The following is a 14,226-nucleotide window of genomic DNA, read 5'->3' as shown; positions in this document are numbered from 1 at the left end:
GGCGGCCTGCCGGGCGGGGATCTGGCCTGCGCCTGCGGTGAGGACCTGCCCCATGATGACGTAGTCGACCTGGTCGCCGGTGATGCCTGCCTTGTCGAGGGCGCCGCGGATGGCGATGCCGCCGAGGTCGGATCCCGAGAAGTTCTTCAGTGCGCCCTGCAGGCGTCCCATCGGGGTGCGGGCCCCGGCAACGATGACCGAGATGTTCTCCGTCATGGATATCTCCTTTCGAAAGTGACTTGCGCTCAGACCAGTTCGGGGAGCCGGGCATCCAGCGGGGCGTCGGTCGCGGCGGCAACCTCGGCGAGGGTGACCCCCGGCGCGAGTTCGACGAGCGCGAGGGTGCCGTCGCCGCCCACGTCGATCACGGCGAGATTGGTGATGATCCGGTCGACCACCCCCCGCCCGGTCAGCGGCAGGCTGCACTCCCGAACGATCTTCGCGCCGCCGTCCCGGTCGGTGTGCTCCATCACCACGATGACCCGGCTCGCGCCGTGCACCAGATCCATCGCCCCACCCATCCCCTTGACCATCTTGCCGGGCACCATCCAGTTGGCGAGGTCGCCGGTCGCGGAGACCTGCATGCCGCCGAGCACCGCGGTGTCGATGTGGCCGCCGCGAATCATGCCGAACGACAACGCCGAATCGAAGTACGCGGCACCGGGGTTGACGGTGACGGTCTCCTTGCCCGCGTTGATCAGGTCGGGGTCGACCGCGTCGTCGGTGGGGTAGGGGCCGGTGCCGAGGATCCCGTTCTCCGAGTGCAGCGTCACCCGCACGGCGTCGGTGAGATGGCCGGGGATCAGCGTCGGCAGGCCGATGCCGAGGTTGACGTACTCGCCGTCGATCATCTCCGCGGCCGCGCGGGCGGCCATCTCGTCGCGGGTCCAACCGGTCATGCCGAGGCTCCTTCTGCTGTGATGTTCGGCTCGGCCGAAGGTGTGACGGTGCGCTTTTCGATGCGCTTGTGCTGGGGGCCGGTGTGCACGATCCGCTGGACGAACACGCCGGGCAGGTGCACCTGGGCGGGGTCGAGTTCGCCTGCCGGGACGAGCTCCTCGACCTGCGCGATGGTGATCTTGCCGGCCATCGCGGCCAGCGGGTTGAAGTTCAGGGCGGTCTTGTCGAAGACCAGGTTGCCTGCGGTGTCGCCGCGGACCGCGTGCACGAGCGCGAAGCCGGCGGTGATGCCGTGTTCCATCACGTACCGCTTGTCGCCGAACTCCCGGGTCTCCTTCGGCGGGGACGCGACCGCGACGGAGCCGTCGGCGTGGTAGCGCCACGGCAGGCCGCCGTCGGCGACGGGGGTGCCGACCCCCGCCGGGGTGAAGAAGGCGGGGATGCCCGCGCCCCCGGCCCGCAGGCGTTCGGCGAGGGTGCCCTGCGGGGTCAGTTCGACCTCCAGTTCGCCGGCCAGGTACTGGCGCGCGAATTCCCGGTTCTCCCCAACGTAGGAGGCGGTCACCCGGCTGATCTGCCCACCGCCCAGCAGGATCCCGAGGCCGTGATCGTCCACGCCGCAGTTGTTGGAGAACACCTCGAGGTTGCCGACCCCGGAATCGCGGAGCGCGGCGATCAGGGCGTCGGGGATCCCGCACAGCCCGAACCCGCCGACCGCGATGGTGGCGCCCTCGCCGATGTCGGAGACCGCCTCGGCCGGTGTAGTGCACAGGGTCGTTCCCATCGAAAAGTTCCTTCCCTTGGCGGGTCCGCGGGCCGAACGGGTGGATCATGTTCACTTCTCGGACGCCGCGGTTCGATTCCTGGTGGCCACTTAAGTGCGCAGCTCCCAGGGTTTCAAGAGGGGAGGAGGAAACGGCGGACACTGCTCGTCTGATGGACCTTCACGGCCATGGTGTTCACTGAGTGGACGTAGGATCGGGTCATGGAGGAGCCGCTGAGGCCGCAGGTGATCCGTCGCGTCGGTGCCCTGCTGCGCGCACTTTCGGGGGTGTCGGCGGGCGCGTCGACGTCCGAGCTCGCCCGGGCAACGAACCTGGCCCGACCGACCGCGCACCGCCTGCTGACCGCGCTCGCCGAGGAGGGGCTGGTCGACCGGGACCACCGGTCGGGGCGGTGGGCGCTCGGCCCGGAGCTGTACCTGCTCGGCGCGCAGGCGGCCGGCCGCTACGACATCACCGATCTGGGTCGCGACATCCTGCGGGACCTGGCGCGCGAGACCGGCGAGAGCGCCTTCCTCTCCGCGCGACGCGGCGACGAGACGGTGTGCATCGCGAGCGAGGAGGGCAGCTTCCCGCTGCGCTCGCACGTCCTGCACGTCGGGTTGCGACTGCCGCTCGGGGTCGCGTCCGCCGGGCTGGCGATCCTCTCGCACCTGCCGGATCGGGAGGTCGAGGAGTACCTGGAACGGCGGGACCTGACCGCGCAGTGGGGGGTCGACCACGACAGCGACGGCATCCGGGCGCGGGTCGTAGTGACCCGGCTGGCCGGGTACTGCGTCAATCCCGCCCTGCTCGTCGAGGGCAGCTGGGGGATGGGCGCCGCGGTCTTCGACGCGGCGGGTCGGCCCGAGTGGGCGTTGAGTCTGACCGGCGTGGAGAGTCGGTTCCGCGACGAGCGGCGCCCGGAACTCGGGGAACTGCTGCTGCGACAGGCGCACCGGCTGACCCAGCGGCTGCGGCGCAGCGGGTAGTCACCCAGGGTCGGCGCCCGGCTGACCCGCGGGGGCGGTCAGTGCGTGGTGATCGCCTCGGCGATCGGGGTCGGACCGTTGTTGAACGGGATCGTGCGGCGCACGGTGGTCGGGTCGGCAAGGGCGGCGGCCGCGACAGCGGCGACGTCCTCCCGGCTCACCGCATGCGCGGTGGGCGTCGGACTCACCTCGACCCGGCCCGTCCCCGGGGCGAGGGTCAGTGTGCCGGGGCCGAGAATCGTCCAGTCCAGGGCGGTGCCGCGCAGGTGCTGGTCGGCGGCGGCCTTTGCCTCCGCGTAGGCATAGAACGAATTGTCCGGTGGGACACCGTGGTCCGTCCTTGATCCGAGGTAGGAGACCATCACGTACCGCCGCACGCCCGCGGCCTCGGCGCCGTCCATCGACCGGATCGCGGCGTCCCGGTCCACGGCGTAGGTACGGTCGGGGTTGCCGCCGCCCGCGCCCGCCGACCAGACAACGGCGTCCTGCCCGCGCAGCACCTCCGCGAGCTGTTCGCCGCTCAGGTTCTCGACGTCGGCGAGTACCGGTGTTGCCCCCGCGGCAACGACGTCGGCGGCATGGTCGGGGTTGCGGATTACCGCGGTCACCTCGTCGCCGCGTCCGCTGAGGATCCGTGCCAGGTGCAGGGCCACCTTTCCGTGGCCACCGATGACGACGACGCGAGCCATGGCCGTTCCCTCCGTAGGACATTCGGGGTCGGGTCCAACGTACTGCCGCAACGGCGGCGCCGCAGATGTCGGGCATCGCGGTGGTCGAGGTCACAGGCGCACTCGGTGGGCGGGGGTTGACAGTGCGACGCCGATGCTGCCATTCTCTGCTCAGGTTATGAGTGCCAGCGTGTAGCCCCGGCTTGCTGGCCGGCAACCCTCCACCGCGGTGGGGTGCCCCGGGTGACGACCTGGCCGTGCTTCCAATTCCGGACACGGCAAGCGCGGACTCGATGCACCACCTCTCCATCGCACGGGTCCCTTGACGTAAGGGATGACGCCATGACCGCTGTACTCGACACCGCCCCCCAGGTCGCCACCACTTTCGACGGAAACTGTTCCGGCACGGCATCTTTCGCGCCCGTCTGTGGTGGAGACCTGGTGGCGCCGCTCACTGACGGCACCTCGGTCAGGTACGCCAACTTCGACTACGCCGCCAGCGCCCCGGCCCTGACCGCGGTCGCGGACCGGGTGCAGGAACTGCTGCCGTTCTACGCCAGCGTGCACCGCGGCGCGGGCTACGCCTCCCAGGTGTGCACCGACCGCTACGAGGGCGCCCGCGGCGTGGTCGCGGACTTCGTTGGGGCCCGCGCCGACGACGTCGTGGTGTTCACCCGAAACACCACCGACGCACTGAACCTGCTCGCCTCCTGCGTGCCGGGTGAGACCGTGGTCCTCGACATCGAGCACCACGCAAACCTGTTGTCCTGGAATCGGAACGGCGCCCGCGTCGTCCGGTCCGCGGACACCGTCGAGGAGACGGTGCAGCGGATCGTCGCCGAACTGTGCACCCGCCCGGCGGCGCTGCTCGCCGTCACCGGCGCCTCCAACGTCACCGGCGAGGTGCTGCCGATCGCCCGGCTCGCGCGGATTGCCCACGAGTGCGGCGCCCGCATCCTCGTCGATGCCGCGCAGTTGTTGCCGCACCGCCGCGTCGACATCGCCGACCTCGGCGTCGACTACCTCGCCTTCTCCGGGCACAAGCTGTACGCGCCGTTCGGCGCAGGCGCCCTCGTCGGGCGCGCCGACTGGCTCGACGCCGCCGAGCCGTACCTTGCCGGTGGCGGGGCCACCAAGAACGTCGAGATCGACGCCGTGCAGTGGGCCGCCGCCCCGCAGCGGCACGAGGCGGGCACCCCGAACGTTCTCGGTGCCGTCGCGATCGCCGCCGCCTGCGAGGCGCTCGCCGGATTCGACGCCGACGCCGCCGAGCTGCACGAGCGGGTGCTGTGCGACCGCTTGACCGCCGGGCTCGACGCGATCACCGGGGTTCGGGTGCTGCGCATTTGGCCGGACTCCCCGGACGCCGTCGGCATCGTCACCTTCACCGTCGCCGGCGCCGAACCCCGTGAGGTCGCGACGTTCCTGTCCGACCGGTACGGCATCGGCGTGCGGGACGGTAAGTTCTGCGCGCACCCGCTGCTGACCCGGCTCGGTCATGGCGCGGGCGCGGTCCGCGCCAGCCTCGGGCTCGGCAGCAGCGGCGCCGATGTCGACCGTTTGGTCGGCGCGGTGGGCGAGTTCGTGCGCGAGCGCGTGACGAGCGGCGCGGCGGCGCACTAGCGTCGGCGCCGCGACCCGCAGGGGCGGGGATCAGTCGACGTCGATGGCCAGACCGGCCGTGATCCGGACCAGCTCGCGGAACGTGGTCCGGAACATGGCGCCCGGGTGCCCCGCCGCCGCCCACAGTTCCGGGTAGGCCTCGAGGGCGGTGTCGATGTAGGTGGACAGGTTGGTCGGGTGCCCAACCGGGGCGACGCCGCCGAGCGGCTGACCGGTCACCTGCACCACCAGTTCGGCGGGGGCGCGGGTGAGCATCCCCTCGAGACGTTTGCCGGTGCGCTCAGTGTCCACCTGGTGGGAACCCGACACCAGCAGCAGGACCGGCTCGTCGTCGAGGAGGAAGACCAGGGACTTGGTGATCGCGCCGATGTCGACGCCGAGGGTCGCGGCGGCTTCGGCGGCGGTGCGGGTCGGCCGGTCCTGAGTGACCACCACTCCGTGGTGGCCCCGCGAGATCAGTGTCCTCGCGACATTCGCGGCCTCGGGTTGCAGTGTCCTCGCCATGCCCCACCCTAGGACCGGCGGGCATCCTTCGCGCGCCGAAATGTCGGGACGCTCCTATGGTTTGGCCGCATCGCGGCGCATGCTGCGATCAACTGCCCGGCGGACAGCCCGCGCAGAAGGGCAGGTTCTTGAGGGCGACCTCACGCCAGTGGCCGCCCGGCGCGATGTTGGTCGCCAACTCGGGCGGCCCGGCGCCGTCCCCCACGAACGCGCGCCGGGCGAAGACGTCGCCGGCCAGTGAGTACCGCAGCCACGCCGTGACGTATCCGAGTGCCCCGGTGAGGTCGAGGTGGTCGCCGCCCACCAGTGCCGCCTTGGCCGCGGCCCCGGAAACCTGGTCGAAGTAGATGCGCTGGCCGCGCTCGGTTGCCAGCCAGTCGCCCGTGCCGCGGACGAGGAAGATCGGGGCGGAGAGTCCAGCAGCGGTGGGTACCGGCAGGCCCACCGGCCACCACCACAGTGGGGTGGGATCGGCGAACGCGAGGGCGACGACGCTGACGATGCGGCCCGCGGACGACCGGGCCGCGGTGACCGCGCCCCCCGCCCCCTGCGAGTGCCCGACGGCCGCGATCCGGTCGGTGTCGAGTCGGTTATGCAGCGGACTCGACGGGTCGTCGTTCAGCTCGACGGCGTGGTCGACCGCCGCCAGCAGGGCGGTGCCGTCCCCGACCGCGCCGCTGTTGGGGGCGACCACCACGAATCCCCAGGACGCGAGGTGTACCAGCGCGTCATGGTAGGAGCACGTCGAATCGGTGCCGAAGCCTGTGCCGTTGCCCCATACGACTATGGGGTGCGGCCCGCTCGCGGGGTCGTTCGGGTAGATGACGGTATGGCCGCCCGGTTGCTGCGTTCGCGGGGCCTCGCACCCGAGCTCGCGGCCGTCGTCCCAAGTCACGGTGAGGACGCCCGGAGCCTGGTAGGTGCCTTCGATCCGGGCGGCCGCGTGCGCGGTGGGGGCGCAGAACCCCGCGGCGGTCATGACCGCGATGGTGGCGATCGCCGTGCTCACGATCCGCGACGGCACTGGATCTCCCGTCGCGGACTACTGGCCGGGCCGCCCACGCGCACGTCTCCTCGTGTGCACATCAGGAGTCGTAGTTTACCGATGTTTTGCCGCGCCGTCATCGTCGACTGCGACGAACGGCTGGTTGGTTGAATCCGGGGTCATGAGCGCAGTCCCCACCCGTCCAGCCGGTTTCAGTGCACGCGCCCTCGCCGAGCGGTGCGGGCCGTGCAGGCGAATACCGTCACGAGCCCGACCAGTGCGTAGGTCACCAGGGTCACGATCGGCTGCCCGACGCCGGTGCCGTGGAAGTAGACGATGCTGCGCACGCCCTCGGTGCCCGCTCCTGGGGTGATCCAGCTGCCGATCGCCGCATAGAACTCGGGCAGCACATTCGATCCGAATGCGCCTCCGGCGCTGGGGTTTCCGAGTACCACGAAGATCAGGATCGCGAGCGGAACGGCGAGGATGCCGATCAGCGCCCGCAGGCCCATCGTGAACATCCCGGTCGCGAACACCACACCGGCGCCGAGCAGCGACAGCGGCAGTAGATGACCGGTGAACGTCCCGAGCAGGTTCGCGGCGATCAGCGCCCCGAGGAAGCCGGATAGCAGCGCGTAGACCGCCATCAGCGCGGTGTGCAGGCCCGCCTCGCGCAGGGTGCGCGGCGCCCCGATCAGGAGGCCGATTGCCGCGGCAAGCAGGTATCCGCCGACCACCCAGCCGATCGAGAGGTAGAAGCCGGACAGCCCGCGATTGTCGTGGATACCGACCGGGACCTCGTCCCGCACGTCGAAGGTGCGACCCTGCGCGGCGTCGACCCGGGTGAAGATGTCCTCGAGCGCGGTCGCGGCGGAACTGCCTGCACCGCTCGCGGTGATCAGGGTGTCGGGACCGGATGCGGCGACCAGGTATCCGCCCATCACCTCCCGATCCGAGATCAGGGTGCGGACCTGGTAGGTGGTGGCGGCGACCCTGGCCTGTACCGGGTGGCCGGCGATCGCATTCAGGCGATCGACGACCTGTCGGTCCGTCCCGGCGGGCAGCCCGGGATCCGCGACGACGGCGATCGGGATGTCCCGCGGCGTCGGCTGGTGGAAGGCGGCGACGTAGCTGGTGATGAACCCGAGTTGGAGCAGCAGGACGCCGATCGCCACCCCGACCAGGATCTGGCGGGGGGTGTAGCGGTCGGTCGGGCTGGTGGACCGGTGTGGTGTGGATTCGCCGGTCGTCGGGTCGACGTCGGTGACGCTCATGTGGTGGTTCCCCCCGGTCGCTTTTCAATACCTAAAGTATTGAATACCGTAGGTATCGGCTTGGGGGGAGGTCAAGCGTGAGGCGGAAGCGCAGGCGTGAAGATGGTCACCATGGAAACCGAGTCGAGCGCGACAACCGAAGCTGGCCGACGTCCCGCGGCGCCGGAGGTGCTGACCCGGCCGTCCAGGACGGAGGTGCGCCGCCGCCTGCTCGAAGCCGCGGCCGAGGAATTCGCCGAACGCGGCTTCGCGGCGGCCCGGCTGGCCGAGATCGCGCGCCGGGCCGGATTCACGAAGGGCGCCGTCTACTCCAACTTCGAGTCGAAGCAGGACCTGTTCGCCGAACTGTTCGCCGAACGGTCCCTTGAGGTGGCGGGCCGGGTGCTCGCCGAGATCTCGGGCCTTGCCGTCGCCGACGCGGCCGGACGTGGCGGCGAGACGATCAGCACCTGGCTGGTCGGTGACCCCGGATGGGCGCTGCTGGTGCTGGAGTTCGGCGTCCAGGCCGCCCGCGAACCCGCGATCGCCGAGGCCTACCTGCGGGAACGGCGGTCGCTGCGGCGTCAACTCGAGGACCTCATCGGCGAGCGGGCCGGGGAGTGGGGGATCGCCGACCGGGTCGACCCCCGCACCCTCGCGATCACCGTGATGGCGCTGATCTCGGGGTTGATGCTCGAGCACGCCGTTGACCCCGAGCAGGTGGACCGGGAGGCCGTGCAGTCCGCGGTCGCTGGCGTGTTCGCGGGCGCCTTCGCGCACTGACCCGGCCCGTCGCGCACCGACCCGGCGACGGTCGCCGGGCCAGCCGGGTCGCCGTTGGTTACTCTCGAGTAATGACTCGAGCATCGTGGCAGGCATTCACCGTCGACATCAAGGATCACGTCGCGCAGGTGACCCTGATCGGCCCCGGCAAGGGCAATGCGATGGGCCCCGACTTCTGGAGCGAGTTGGTTCCGCTGTTCGGCGAGCTCGACGCCGACCCCGAGGTGCGGGCGATCGTGCTCGCCGGGCAGGGCAAGCACTTCTCCTTCGGCCTCGACCTCGCCGCGATGGCCCCGATGATGGCGCCGGTGCTCGGGGACAAGGCGCAGGCCGGGCCGCGCACCACCTTCCACGGCGACATCAGGGCGATGCAGCGTGGGATCAACGCCGTCGCCGATTGCCGCAAGCCGGTCGTCGCCGCGATCCAGGGTTGGTGCATCGGCGGCGGCGTCGACCTGATCTCCGCCGCGGACATCCGCTACGCCAGCGTCGATGCGAAGTTCAGCATCCGCGAGGTCAAGGTCGCGATCGTCGCCGACATGGGCAGCCTCGCCCGCCTGCCGAGGATCATCGGTGACGGCCACCTGCGCGAGCTCGCGCTGACCGGACGGGACATCGACGCCGCCCGTGCCGAGAAGATCGGCCTGGTGTCCGACGTGTTCGCCGACGCCGACGCGGTGCTCGCCGCCGCGCATGCGACCGCCGCCGAGATCGCCGCAAACCCGCCGCTGGTCGTGCACGGCATCAAGGACGTGCTCGATCACGGTCGCAGCGCGGCCGTCGACGACAGCCTCCGCTACGTCGCGGCCTGGAACGCGGCGTTCCTGCCGTCCGAGGACATCGGCGAGGCGATGGCCGCGGTGTTCCAGAAGCGCGCGCCCGAATTCAAGGGTCGCTGAGAACCGGTTGCCGGAGGGGCACGACCCGCCACATACTTGCAGCCGTCAAGCAGTTGAGTGACGCACCCAAGGAGCGCGAGCATGACCCCGGACGAAGTTGCCCCCCTCGCCGACCGAATCGGCAACGACGTGGTCCGCTTGCAGCGGGTGCGGGACCGGATCGTCGCGCACGCCAAGGCGACCGACGGCATCGACCCCGCCGTGTACGGGTGCCTGTTCCGGCTGATCCACGACGGTCCGATGCGGTCCAGCGGCCTCGCCGAGTCGATGTACACCGACCCGTCGACCGTGAGCCGTCAGGTCACGCAACTCGTGGACCGCGGCCTCGTGGAGCGCAAGCCCGACCCCACCGACGGCAGGGCCAGCGTCCTCGCCGTCACCGAGGGCGGTCGCGAGGTGGCCGCCCGGATCAGGGCGCTGCGCAACGAGAAACTCACCCACCTGCTCGCCGACTGGCCCGTCGCCGACCTGCGCGAGTTCACCCGGCTCCTCGACCGGTTCGTCGAGGACTACGAACGGATGCGGCCGGTCCTCGCGAAGGACGCCCGATGATCTCCGCCGCCCCCACCGGGCAGTAGTCGAGGCGCGGAAACCCGTCCGCCACTGCTCAGCGTGGCGTACGGCATCACCGGCGTCCGCGTTGAGAGGATCACCCCGACCGGACGGAGTCGAACGACACACGGGGGTAGGCAGTGGCGACAACGGAGGGGACCGCAACGAAGACGATGCCGTTGCTGACCCTGTCGGCGATGGTGGTCGGCTCGATGGTCGGTGCGGGCGTGTTCTCCCTGCCCCGCAACTTCGGCGCAGCGACCGGTGGGCTCGGGGCGCTGATCGCGTGGGCCATCGCAGGCACCGGCATGCTGATGCTGGCCTTCGTCTTCCAGACACTGGCGGTGCGCAAACCCGACCTCGACGCGGGCGTGTACGCGTACGCGAAGGCCGGATTCGGGGAGTACCTTGGCTTCTTCTCGGCGTTCGGCTACTGGGCGAGCGCCTGCGTCGGCAACGTCAGCTACTGGGTGCTGATCAAGTCCACCCTCGGTCAGGTGCTGCCCATCTTCGGGGAGGGCAACACGATCTGGGCGGTGCTGCTGTCGACCGCCTGCATCTGGGCCTTTCACTACATGGTGCTGCGCGGGGTGCAGGAGGCCGCGACGATCAACCAGATCGTCACCGTCGCGAAGCTGGTACCGATCCTGTTCTTCATCGTGATCCTGCTGTTCTTCTTCGACGCAGGGACCTTCGCCGACAACTTCCTCGGCGGCGACGCGTACTCCGAGTCGCTGTTCGAGCAGGTGCGCTCCACGATGCTGGTGACGGTGTTCGTCTTCCTCGGCATCGAGGGCGCCAGCGTGTATTCGCGGTACGCCCGCCGCCGCGAGGACATCGGCCGGGCCACCGTCCTCGGCTTCCTCAGCGTGCTCGCCATCTTCGCGTCGGTGACGATGGTGGCCTACGGCATCATGCCGCGCGACCAGCTGGCCACCCTGCAGCAGCCGTCGATGTCGCCGGTGTTCGAGTCCGCGGTCGGCACCTGGGGCGCCTGGTTCATCAGCATCGGCCTGATCGTGTCGGTGCTCGGCGCCTACCTGGCGTGGACGCTGATGGCCGCCGAGGTGCTGTTCGTCGCCGCGAAGGACCGGGACATGCCGTCCTTCCTCGCCCGCGTCAACCACCGCAACGTCCCGATGATCGCGCTGCTGTTCACCACCGTGCTCATCCAGCTGGTGCTGCTCACCACGCTGTTCTCCGACGACGCCTTCACGTTCACCCTGAAGCTGTGCAGCTCGCTGTCACTGGTGCCGTACCTGCTGGCCGCCGCGTACGCGCTGAAGCTGGGCTGGACGGGGGAGACCTACGACGCGGAGCCGCGCAACCGAACGAAGGAGCTGGTGTTCGCCGGGATCGCCACCTTCTACACCGCGTTCATGATCGTCGCGGCGGGCCTCGAGTTCCTGCTGCTCTCCTGCATCATCTACGCGCCGGGCACCATCCTGTTCGCGCTGACCCGCAGGGAGGCGGGCAAGCGGCTGTTCTCACCATGGGAGGCGGCGCTGTTCGCCGTCGTCGCCCTGGGTGCACTCGCCGGAATCGTCGGTCTCGCGACCGGCGCCATCACCATCTAGGAGAGCGAAACGATGACCGCACCCGCAACCTTCGGTGTCCACTCCGAGGTCGGCACCCTGCGCAAGGTCCTGGTGTGCGCTCCGGGCCTCGCCCACGAGCGGCTCACCCCGACCAACTGCGACGACCTGCTCTTCGACGACGTGTTGTGGGTGCAGAACGCCAAGCGCGACCACTTCGACTTCACGGCGAAGATGCGCGACCGCGGCGTCGAAGTGGTCGAGCTGCACAACCTGCTCACCGAGACCCTCGCGGTGCCCGGCGCGAAGCAGTGGCTGCTCGACCGCAAGGTCGTCGCCAACGAGGTCGGCCTCGGCCTCGTCGACGATGTCCGCGCCTACCTCGACCAGCTCGGCGACCGCACCCTCGCCGAGTACCTGATCGGCGGCCTGTCCACCGCCGATCTGCCCGCCGACTTCCGGCCCGAGTACTTCGCGCTGGCCCGCGAGCAGGCCGGGGTGCGCGAGTATCTGATGCCGCCGCTGCCGAACACCCTCTACACCCGCGACACCACCTGCTGGCTGTACGGCGGGGTCACCCTCAACCCGCTGTACTGGCCCGCGCGGCACGACGAGACGCTGCTGATGAAGGCGATCTATCAGTTCCATCCGGACTTCACCGGCGCGACGATCTGGTGGGGCGACCCCGAGCAGGACTGGGGAATGGCCACCTTCGAGGGCGGCGACGTGATGCCGATCGGCAACGGGGCGGTCCTCGTCGGGATGAGCGAACGCACCTCCCGGCAGGCGGTCACCCAGGTCGCGCAGTCACTCTTCGACGCCGGGGCCGCGGAGCGGGTGATCGTCGCGGGCATGCCGAAGCTGCGGGCCGCGATGCACCTGGACACCGTCTTCACCTTCGCCGACCGGGACCTAGTCACGGTCTTCCCGGACATCGTCGACGGCATCCACACCTTTTCGCTGCGCCCCGGCGACCGGGGCGCGCCCGAGGTCACCGAGGAGAGCAAGCCGTTCGTCGACGTGGTCGCCGAGGCCCTGAACTTCGACAGGCTCCGCGTCGTCCCCACCGGCGGCGGCTTCTACGCCAACGAACGCCAGCAGTGGGACAGCGGCAACAACCTGGTCGCCGCCGAGCCGGGGGTCGTGTTCGCGTACGACCGCAACACCCACACCAACGCCGCGCTGCGCAAGCAGGGCGTCGAGGTGATCACGATCGTCGGCGCCGAACTCGGCCGCGGCCGCGGCGGCGGGCACTGCATGACCTGCCCGATCGTCCGGGACGCCGTCGACTTCTGACCGGTCGGTGCTGCGCCGGGTCAGAGCCTGCGCATCACCGACACCACCCGGCCGAGCACGACCGCCTCGTCCCCGTCGATTATGGGGTAGGCGGGGTTGCGGGGCTCGAGCAGGACGTGCCCGCCGCGCCTGCGGTACACCTTCACGGTGGCCTCGCCGTCGATCATCGCGGCGACGATCTGACCCGAATGCGCCTCGTGCTGCTGCCTGACCACCACGACGTCACCGTCGCAGATCGCGGCGTCGACCATCGAGTCGCCGCGCACCCGCAGCGCGAACACGGTGCCCGACCCGACCAGGTCGCGGGGCAGGGACAGCGTCTCGTCGGTGTGCTGCTCCGCGAGGATCGGGGCGCCGGCGGCGATGTCGCCGACCACCGGAACGGACACCGACCGGTCCGACCCGGTGCCCGCGCCGGAACCGCCGAGGAATGGGCGCACGTCGATCGGTCGGGACACCGCGCCGGAGCGCCGCAGGAAACCCTTGTCCTCCAACACCTTCAGATGCCTCGACACCGTGGACGTCGACTTGACGCCGATCTCGTCCGCGAGCTCGCGGGTGCTCGGTGCGTGCCCGTGCGCGACGGCCCAGTCCCGAACGGTCGCCAGGATCCGTTGCTGGTGGGCAGGCAGGGTGGAGGCGTCGAGGCCCCCGAAGATGTCGGTGTCGTCGTATCCGGTCACCCGGCGAATCGTAGTGCCGCCCACCGACAGGGCCGAAACGACGAAAGTGTGGGATTCCGCCCGGGTTCCGGGAGGAATCCCACACCTTCGTGGGACGGCGGAAGACGCCTCAGTCGTCTCCGTTGGCCTTCGGCTCAGTCGTCTCCGTTGGCCTTCGGCTCAGTCGTCTCCGTTGGCCTTCGGCTCAGTCGTCTCGGTTGGCCTTCGGCTCAGTGGCCGCCGTTGGCCTTCAGCCGCTCGAATGCCTCGGCGATGACCTTCTCCGCCTCGGCACGCCCGACCCAGTCGGCGCCGGTGACATGCTTGTTCGGCTCGAGATCCTTGTAGTGCACGAAGAAGTGCTTGATCGCGTCGAGCTCGAACTGCGACACGTCGGAGATGTCCTGGATGTGGTCCCACCGCGGATCGCCGTCGACCACGCACAGCACCTTGTCGTCGCCGCCTGCCTCGTCGACCATCTTGAACATCCCGACCGGGCGGGCCTCGACGATGACGCCGGGGAACACCGACTCGGGGAGCAGCACCATCGCGTCCAGCGGATCGCCGTCCTCGCCGAGGGTGTTCTCGATGTAGCCGTAGTCGGCGGGGTAGCCGAAGGAGGTGTAGAGGTAGCGGTCCAGCTTGACGCGGCCGGTCTCGTGGTCGACCTCGTACTTGTTGCGCTGACCCTTCGGGATCTCGATGGTGACGTCGAACGACACGCGTTTCCTCGCTTTGTCTTCAGGTGGATGGTGCGATCGACAGGGTAGCCCGTCGGGAATAATGGCGGAGAACTAACGTGGAGCGACCATC

The 14,226-nt window shown here is 70.0% G+C and carries 15 protein-coding genes, 1 pseudogene and 1 riboswitch; of the genes and pseudogenes, 7 read left to right on the top strand and 9 right to left on the bottom strand.

The window, feature by feature from the left end; translation table 11 throughout:
• The 3 genes and pseudogenes from ACFWPA_RS12980 to ACFWPA_RS12970 all read right to left on the bottom strand — a co-directional run.
• Positions 1 to 216, bottom strand: a pseudogene (locus ACFWPA_RS12980) (acetyl-CoA C-acyltransferase); the annotation flags it as partial.
• 29 nt (positions 217 to 245) lie between these two features.
• Positions 246 to 899, bottom strand: a complete 654-nt coding sequence (locus ACFWPA_RS12975) for a 3-oxoacid CoA-transferase subunit B (RefSeq protein WP_378507505.1) — start codon at positions 897 to 899, stop codon at positions 246 to 248.
• Positions 896 to 1,684 carry a CoA transferase subunit A gene (locus tag ACFWPA_RS12970; RefSeq protein ID WP_378570414.1) on the bottom strand — a complete coding sequence of 263 codons (789 nt, stop codon included), beginning with the start codon at positions 1,682 to 1,684 and terminating at the stop codon, positions 896 to 898. Before ACFWPA_RS12970 ends, ACFWPA_RS12975 begins: the two co-directional genes overlap by 4 nt.
• Before the next feature lie 201 nt (positions 1,685 to 1,885).
• On the opposite strand from ACFWPA_RS12970, the gene ACFWPA_RS12965 reads away from it, so the two are divergent.
• Positions 1,886 to 2,653, top strand: a complete 768-nt coding sequence (locus ACFWPA_RS12965) for an IclR family transcriptional regulator (protein WP_378507503.1) — start codon at positions 1,886 to 1,888, stop codon at positions 2,651 to 2,653.
• A 38-nt stretch (positions 2,654 to 2,691) separates the two neighbouring features.
• On the opposite strand, the gene ACFWPA_RS12960 is transcribed toward ACFWPA_RS12965, so the two are convergent.
• Complete coding sequence (locus ACFWPA_RS12960) at positions 2,692 to 3,342, bottom strand: SDR family oxidoreductase (protein ID WP_378570412.1); 651 nt, start codon at positions 3,340 to 3,342, stop codon at positions 2,692 to 2,694.
• 153 nt (positions 3,343 to 3,495) lie between these two features.
• Positions 3,496 to 3,612: riboswitch (SAM riboswitch) on the top strand.
• A gap of 51 nt (positions 3,613 to 3,663) precedes the next feature.
• Here ACFWPA_RS12960 and ACFWPA_RS12955 point away from each other — a divergent pair.
• Positions 3,664 to 4,944: an aminotransferase class V-fold PLP-dependent enzyme gene (locus ACFWPA_RS12955; protein WP_378570410.1), complete on the top strand. Its 1,281-nt coding sequence runs from the start codon at positions 3,664 to 3,666 to the stop codon at positions 4,942 to 4,944.
• Positions 4,945 to 4,974: 30 nt separating this feature from the next.
• On the opposite strand, the gene ACFWPA_RS12950 is transcribed toward ACFWPA_RS12955, so the two are convergent.
• From ACFWPA_RS12950 to ACFWPA_RS12940, 3 genes are all read right to left on the bottom strand, one after another.
• The gene (locus tag ACFWPA_RS12950) at positions 4,975 to 5,448 is read right to left on the bottom strand and encodes a YbaK/EbsC family protein (protein ID WP_378570408.1); all 474 of its coding nucleotides are present in this window, start codon (positions 5,446 to 5,448) and stop codon (positions 4,975 to 4,977) included.
• Between the two features lie 88 nt (positions 5,449 to 5,536).
• Complete coding sequence (locus ACFWPA_RS12945; RefSeq protein WP_378507499.1) at positions 5,537 to 6,457, bottom strand: hypothetical protein; 921 nt, start codon at positions 6,455 to 6,457, stop codon at positions 5,537 to 5,539.
• 188 nt (positions 6,458 to 6,645) lie between these two features.
• Positions 6,646 to 7,707: a hypothetical protein gene (locus ACFWPA_RS12940; RefSeq protein WP_378570406.1), complete on the bottom strand. Its 1,062-nt coding sequence runs from the start codon at positions 7,705 to 7,707 to the stop codon at positions 6,646 to 6,648.
• Between the two features lie 195 nt (positions 7,708 to 7,902).
• Between ACFWPA_RS12940 and ACFWPA_RS12935 the strand changes: the two genes are divergently transcribed.
• The 5 genes from ACFWPA_RS12935 (at position 7,903) to ACFWPA_RS12915 (ending at position 12,751) form a co-directional block, all read left to right on the top strand.
• On the top strand, positions 7,903 to 8,469 hold the full coding sequence (locus tag ACFWPA_RS12935) for a TetR/AcrR family transcriptional regulator (protein ID WP_378507550.1): 567 nt from the start codon (positions 7,903 to 7,905) through the stop codon (positions 8,467 to 8,469).
• A gap of 71 nt (positions 8,470 to 8,540) precedes the next feature.
• Positions 8,541 to 9,368, top strand: a complete 828-nt coding sequence (locus tag ACFWPA_RS12930) for a crotonase/enoyl-CoA hydratase family protein (RefSeq protein ID WP_378507497.1) — start codon at positions 8,541 to 8,543, stop codon at positions 9,366 to 9,368.
• An 81-nt stretch (positions 9,369 to 9,449) separates the two neighbouring features.
• Positions 9,450 to 9,920 (top strand): MarR family winged helix-turn-helix transcriptional regulator, encoded by a 471-nt coding sequence (locus ACFWPA_RS12925; RefSeq protein ID WP_378507496.1) that lies wholly within the window; start codon positions 9,450 to 9,452, stop codon positions 9,918 to 9,920.
• A gap of 140 nt (positions 9,921 to 10,060) precedes the next feature.
• Positions 10,061 to 11,497: a basic amino acid/polyamine antiporter gene (locus ACFWPA_RS12920; RefSeq protein ID WP_378507495.1), complete on the top strand. Its 1,437-nt coding sequence runs from the start codon at positions 10,061 to 10,063 to the stop codon at positions 11,495 to 11,497.
• A gap of 12 nt (positions 11,498 to 11,509) precedes the next feature.
• Complete coding sequence (locus ACFWPA_RS12915) at positions 11,510 to 12,751, top strand: arginine deiminase (RefSeq protein WP_378507494.1); 1,242 nt, start codon at positions 11,510 to 11,512, stop codon at positions 12,749 to 12,751.
• A gap of 20 nt (positions 12,752 to 12,771) precedes the next feature.
• Here the strand turns inward: ACFWPA_RS12915 and lexA are convergent, their stop codons facing one another.
• Together lexA and ACFWPA_RS12905 are read right to left on the bottom strand one after the other, a co-directional pair.
• Complete coding sequence (lexA, locus tag ACFWPA_RS12910) at positions 12,772 to 13,434, bottom strand: transcriptional repressor LexA (protein WP_378570404.1); 663 nt, start codon at positions 13,432 to 13,434, stop codon at positions 12,772 to 12,774.
• Between the two features lie 209 nt (positions 13,435 to 13,643).
• Positions 13,644 to 14,135 (bottom strand): inorganic diphosphatase, encoded by a 492-nt coding sequence (locus tag ACFWPA_RS12905; RefSeq protein ID WP_378507492.1) that lies wholly within the window; start codon positions 14,133 to 14,135, stop codon positions 13,644 to 13,646.
• Between the last annotated feature and the right edge of the window lie 91 nt (positions 14,136 to 14,226).

Source organism: Rhodococcus sp. NPDC058505 (genome assembly GCF_042720095.1).
In the GTDB taxonomy this organism is placed as follows: Bacteria; Actinomycetota; Actinomycetes; order Mycobacteriales; family Mycobacteriaceae; genus Rhodococcus_G.
The sequence above is the reverse complement of the archived record's forward strand: the minus strand, read 5'-3'. Positions and strand labels throughout refer to the sequence as shown.